General features: G+C 63.2%; 3 protein-coding genes. 1 reads left to right on the top strand and 2 read right to left on the bottom strand.

Annotated elements, in window-relative coordinates:
* On the bottom strand, positions 1–827 hold an 827-nt coding region (locus IEY49_RS21075), incomplete at its 3' end, for a flavin monoamine oxidase family protein (protein WP_189012364.1).
* A gap of 143 nt (positions 828–970) precedes the next feature.
* Here IEY49_RS21075 and IEY49_RS21800 point away from each other — a divergent pair.
* A complete protein-coding gene (locus tag IEY49_RS21800) occupies positions 971–1,096 on the top strand; it encodes a hypothetical protein (RefSeq protein WP_268239122.1) in 126 nt (41 codons plus the stop codon).
* A gap of 574 nt (positions 1,097–1,670) precedes the next feature.
* Here IEY49_RS21800 and IEY49_RS21070 read toward each other — a convergent pair.
* Positions 1,671–3,986 (bottom strand): tetratricopeptide repeat protein, encoded by a 2,316-nt coding sequence (locus IEY49_RS21070; protein ID WP_189012363.1) that lies wholly within the window; start codon positions 3,984–3,986, stop codon positions 1,671–1,673.
* Between the last annotated feature and the right edge of the window lie 1,116 nt (positions 3,987–5,102).

Raw genomic sequence — 5,102 nt, 5'->3', positions numbered from 1 at the left:
ATCACCAGGTGCTGCCGTTCCTGCCGAGGAGCGCGGCGCACCTCCGCATGCGCGGTGAAGAAACCAAACAGGGCGCCCGCCCCGCCGTCCGCGGGCGAGGCGTCATGAATTTCCTGGAGGGGCCCGGTGTAACTGACCGCAAACCCGGACAGGCCCTGCGCCCGCCAGAACGCGCGCTCGTACCGCACCACGGCTTTCATGGCGTGTCCCATCCAGGTCGGGGTGGCGCTCAGCACCTGAGTCAGTGCCGGGGGCAACTCGGGCATGAACGTGATCGTCTGTTCCGCGAGGCGAGGAGGCAACGCGACAATCACGGCCTGAGCTGGAAAGACCAGCGCGTCCCCAGCCGGCCCGGCAGCCACGACTAACACCGAGTCTCCTTGTACGTGCACACCGGTCACCTGCACACCGAATTTCACGCTGCCGGCGGGCAGCGCGTCGGCCAGGCGGGTGCTCAGTTCCTCTGCACCTTGTTTGAAGCGCAAGGCACCCGCCATGGGGGAGCGCACGGCATGACGTTCGGTGCCCTGCGGCCCCAGGTCAAGCATCGCGTCCCCCTCCACGTGCTGCTCGAAACGGGCGACACCGAGAGTCTGGGCGAGGTGCCGGATGCGCGTCTGATGCGGCCACGACCAGGTGGCGCCCAGGTCCACGCTGGGCCCCTGATCGTCCGAGCGGGTGAGGGTTCGGCCGCCCACCCGGTCGCGGGCTTCCAGCACCACGACGCGGATACCTGACTGCGCGAGGGTGTACGCGGCGGTGAGCCCCGCAAGACCAGCCCCCACGATGATGACGTCCGCCGATTGATGAGGCGTGACGTCGGTCATGTGGAGGAAGGGTTTTGGTCCGGCCGCGTGTCTGGCGCGTTATTCGGTGGCTGAGGATGGATGCAGCCTTCAGGAACGGAAACCATGACTTCTCCTGCGGGGTGTTCAACGCAACGTTGACGGGGCTGTATGGCGGGAACACGATGACGAGCGAACTGAGAGGCAACAGCAGCGTGACAATCCGGTTGGGGCGTTTCGTGGTCATGACTCTACCGGCGTTGCGGCAGGCTGGTCTGCACGAACCCGAAATGCAGGCAATGGATGCGTAGAGTCAGGCCCAGAGTGACTGCCTGAAAACGGTTCAATACTTGTGCTTAGAATGGAAAGCACGAGTACTGGACATTTCCACTTCTACCTTTTCCAAGCGCAACTCCCCCTCCCCCGTGCTCATCACCTGAATGGTTGGTCGTGCGCGAGCCACTGGCGCAACTGGCCCGTACTTCCAGGCTGATGTGCGGATCGTGCGGATTGCGGCTTGAATGCGCATGCAGCCTGTACTCGCGGCCATCATCCAGGCGCCCTGTTTCTGTGCAGCACTGATCCGAGAGTTTGATCTCGCCCGGAAACGGCGGCAACGGCACGCCCAGGCGATCAAACATGGTCTCCATCCACATATCCCATTTCCAGTTGTGACCCGCACAGCGGCAGGGGAGAAGAGGCTGGATTTCCCAGGTTGAACTACGTCGGCACTCCGCGTCAGCCCAGGCGTAGGCGGGAGCTAAGGCAGTCCCTGCGTGTGCTTGCGTCGGTATGTGCGCGTCTGAACATGACTATGCCTCAGGAACGATGAACGAGCGGTGAGCGGCGGCCCACCGCTCCAAGTCAACCCTTGACGCGCTCAGCTCACTTCGAGCCGCCGGGACTGGCGATGAAGCTCCATTTGCCGCTCAATGCGCCCGTGACATCCGTGATGATGTCCTTCGACCCGCCGACTGAGCCGCGTGTCGCGCCGACCGACGAGCCCGTGGTAATGGAGACGCCCGCGTCCGTCACGCCGTCCCTGCCCCACGACACGTACGCCCCCTGCTGCGACGTCGCGCCCGCCGAAACACTGCCGACACCGACGCTCACACCTTCTTGGATGCCGACGGTGACGGTGTACTCCTTGCTGCCGAAGCTTTGCGAGAAGGAGCCGAACGCGCCGATCCAGCCGGGCGTGGCCGCCGAGACACTCATGGAGTCGCACGAAATCGAGAAGCCGACGACGCTCACCGAGAACGAGAGGCTCATCCCGTCGTACACCGCCTTGCACGGATCAGCCCGGGGCGTGACAAGTTCGCCCGCAATCGGGTCGCTCGTGTCCGTCGTGGAGCTTTCGTAGCAACTGAAGACCTTGATGTCGTGCGCCCAGTGACGAGCGTAGTTCACGTACCCCATGAACTCCGTCGTGGCGAGGAACTCGGCGCTTAGGGAAAGCCGCTCGTGCCAGAGGGGATCACTGTAGTTCGCTGCCAAGGCCGTCTCAAGCTTGTACGCGGCCTTCAGGTACATGCCGAGATTTTGCGCGTGGCTGTGCATGGCACTTCGCCACTTGTCATGCTGAGTGGACATGGCCCCGTTACACAGCGCGTTCAGTTCCTCGGGCGTGCGTGCCTTTTTGATGAACTCGTCGGAGATACAGCCGCTCGAGCAGTGCGAGAAGTCCCCATCGACCTTGCTGACGGCGAGAGACGATTTGACCTGGGCTTCGTAGAGGCGCTTCACGGTCGGCTCGTCGTTCGTGTGCAAGAACGCCTGCCACAGCGCTTCCCGGCGAGCTTGCACAAGCGGTGACACTCTGGGTTGATGGCGAAGTTGCGCCTCGACCTCCTCTCTGCGCTTGCGAATGGCCTCCCAGCGGGCTTGTAAGTCGTCGTGCAACTTGTCGTACTTGTCGTAGAGCACGACCGCGTCTTTCAGGGTTTGCGGCAGCTTGAGGTTCGGCAAGGTAAAGTCTTTGCCGCGCGAAAGATCGAAGGTAAACGATGCGGGCAGGTGCGCCGAGGCATTCGCGTTACTCCTGGACGAGATTTCGCTCACGTCGCCGGCTCCTCCTTGCGAACCCGTCGGTGTCTTGGCAACGGTCGAAGGGGTAGGGGTGCGACGCTGGCCGGCGCGGGCGTACTTGGCGGCTTGCGCCGTCTTGCCTTGGCACGTCAACACACGCGCCAACCCCAACCGCGCTTCTGCCAACATCGGCGCATCTTTCATGGCGCTCGAAAGGGCCGATTCGGCTTCGTTCCAGCGACGCAGGTCAGCCAAGGCCAAGCCCCGGTTGGTGTTGAGGGTGGCAGCATTCGACCATCCGAAGGCGCCCGCGCCGCTCTTGGTGAGTTTCATGGCTTCGTCAAGCACGACGAGTGCCTCGCCGGACAAACCGAGGGTTTCGAGGACCCCACCGAGGTTGGCGAGGATTTCCGGATTGTGCGGATCGAGTTTGTGTGCGACGAGGAGGGCGGCGAGGGCGGCACGCGGCTTGCCGAGCATGGCGGCGGCGAGAGCGGCTTGGGAGGCGGTCTTGGCGTTTTTGGCGTCAGGACTGACAATGAAGGCTTGCCACCCTTTGGCTTCATTCTTTTCCAGCCACATCTGTGCGTTCCTTAACCCCGCTGCGAGCGAAGTCGGGACGGTGGGGGCCATGGCGGGCGCCGTCTTGGCCAAGTGTTCGCGCATCTGAACCAAGGTCTTTTCCATGGTGGCGCGCAGGGGATCGTCGGCCTTCAAGTTCGCGACAATCCTGGTCAAGTTGTCGTAACCCGTGAGGGCGTCTGGTGAGAGTTTAGAGCGGTCGAAGCCGGTTGAGTCACAGGCGGCGAAGCTCGGGAGTTTGGCAGCGAAGCTCGCTTCGGACGGCAAGGACCGCGCGTCGCTCCAGGCTCGGAACGGGACCGGCTCGGCGTGGGCGGTGGAACAGGCGGCGAAGAGGACGGGCAGGTATCGCTTCATGTGCGCACGGTACGAGGAGAGCGATGGCTCACCAATGACGTGGGGAAGGACCACCGTGATGTCCTGCTCTACGGGCATTCGGCTCACTTGCCGCCCCAGGGTCGCGGCTTCCGGGCCGCTCTCCAGGCCGACGGCCGTGTCGATCAGGCGCGGGCCGGGGCAGTCCATCAACTGCACCTGCAATTCGAAGCCCACCATATGGATGCCGCCCGCACCGCTATTGCGTGGAATCACCCAGCACGGCCGCCCCAGGTACCCGCGTTCACGTAGGTGGTGTCGCTTTCACCGCAGCTCTTGCGCCCAGATGGGTCTCAAAGAAATCCCGCAAAATTCCCAGCACGGGGTCACCCGTGCCCAGGTAAGTGCTCCGTGGAAATATAAGGTGATCAAAACGATGAACACATGAACGCAGGAAGGGCGCCCCGCGGGTAGCCGGTCTGGATGACCCTGCAAGCCCTAAATGACACTGCGTGTCAGGCTCGCGCGGGTACACAAGGATACCCACGTCCCTCCTGGGTTGTCCGTGTCATGACCTCACGCTAGTCGGGAGAGGATGATTGGAGGATGACGCGTGACGCGAGTGGCGGGAAAGCCCGGCGCGTTGAGCCCGGCCGGGAAGTCGGAGGTGACCGAAACGCGCTTCCTGACGCACGTGGCAGCGCTTCGATGCCGTGACGCCCGCCGGTGACTGTGATCTGACCCGGGGGAGCGGCCGGTCCACCCAAACCACCCCGAACATGTTGAGATACTCCGCAGGGTGGCGAGGCTGAGCGCCACGGCGTTCGGCACGCCGCGCAGGTCGCCGTTCATCAAGGTTACGTCTGCCATTTCGACGGCCACGTCGACTCCCGCCCGTCCATATACCCGTCATGCAGCGCGCACCCCAACCCGGGCAGTCTCCCGCACCCGGTCGGCCACCGGGATGACACCCAGCGCCTGGCCGTCTACGCTCACGTACAAAGCGAACTGACCTGTGAATCTGTTTAACCGCGACGTCGGGGGAGTGGCTACTCCTGTGCTGGAAGCATCCGATGGCGCAGGATAGGGTCCAGAAGCCGACCAAGGCCTTCACGATTTGGCCGCAGCGTGCTGGTCGTACGCCCGCTGACGTGCAGACGGTACACGCCCCATCAGTTGGTGGGGCTTTTCTGGTCGGCCAGCCGACCAGAAAAGAAACTCTGGCACCCAAATGGGCCACCAGAGTTTGCCGGAACTGTTACGGTGCGGTGTTTAGGGTTTTAATTTGTTTTCGGCATGCGGACTTCGAGGAACATGTTGGGCTTGAGGGACTGGTAATCCCAGGTAAAGCCACCGGTGTAGCTCATGCCCCACTCGTAGGTGTCCATCCCC

The organism is Deinococcus malanensis (assembly GCF_014647655.1).
GTDB classification, from domain to species: domain Bacteria; phylum Deinococcota; class Deinococci; order Deinococcales; family Deinococcaceae; genus Deinococcus; species Deinococcus malanensis.
Note: the sequence above shows the minus strand (reverse complement) of the source record. Positions and strands in the feature narration are given on the sequence as shown.

Coding starts and splice junctions, on each gene's coding strand:
- IEY49_RS21800 (WP_268239122.1), top strand. CDS start 971: ATGACGAGCGAACTGAGAGGCAACAGCAGCGTGACAATCCGGTTGGGG.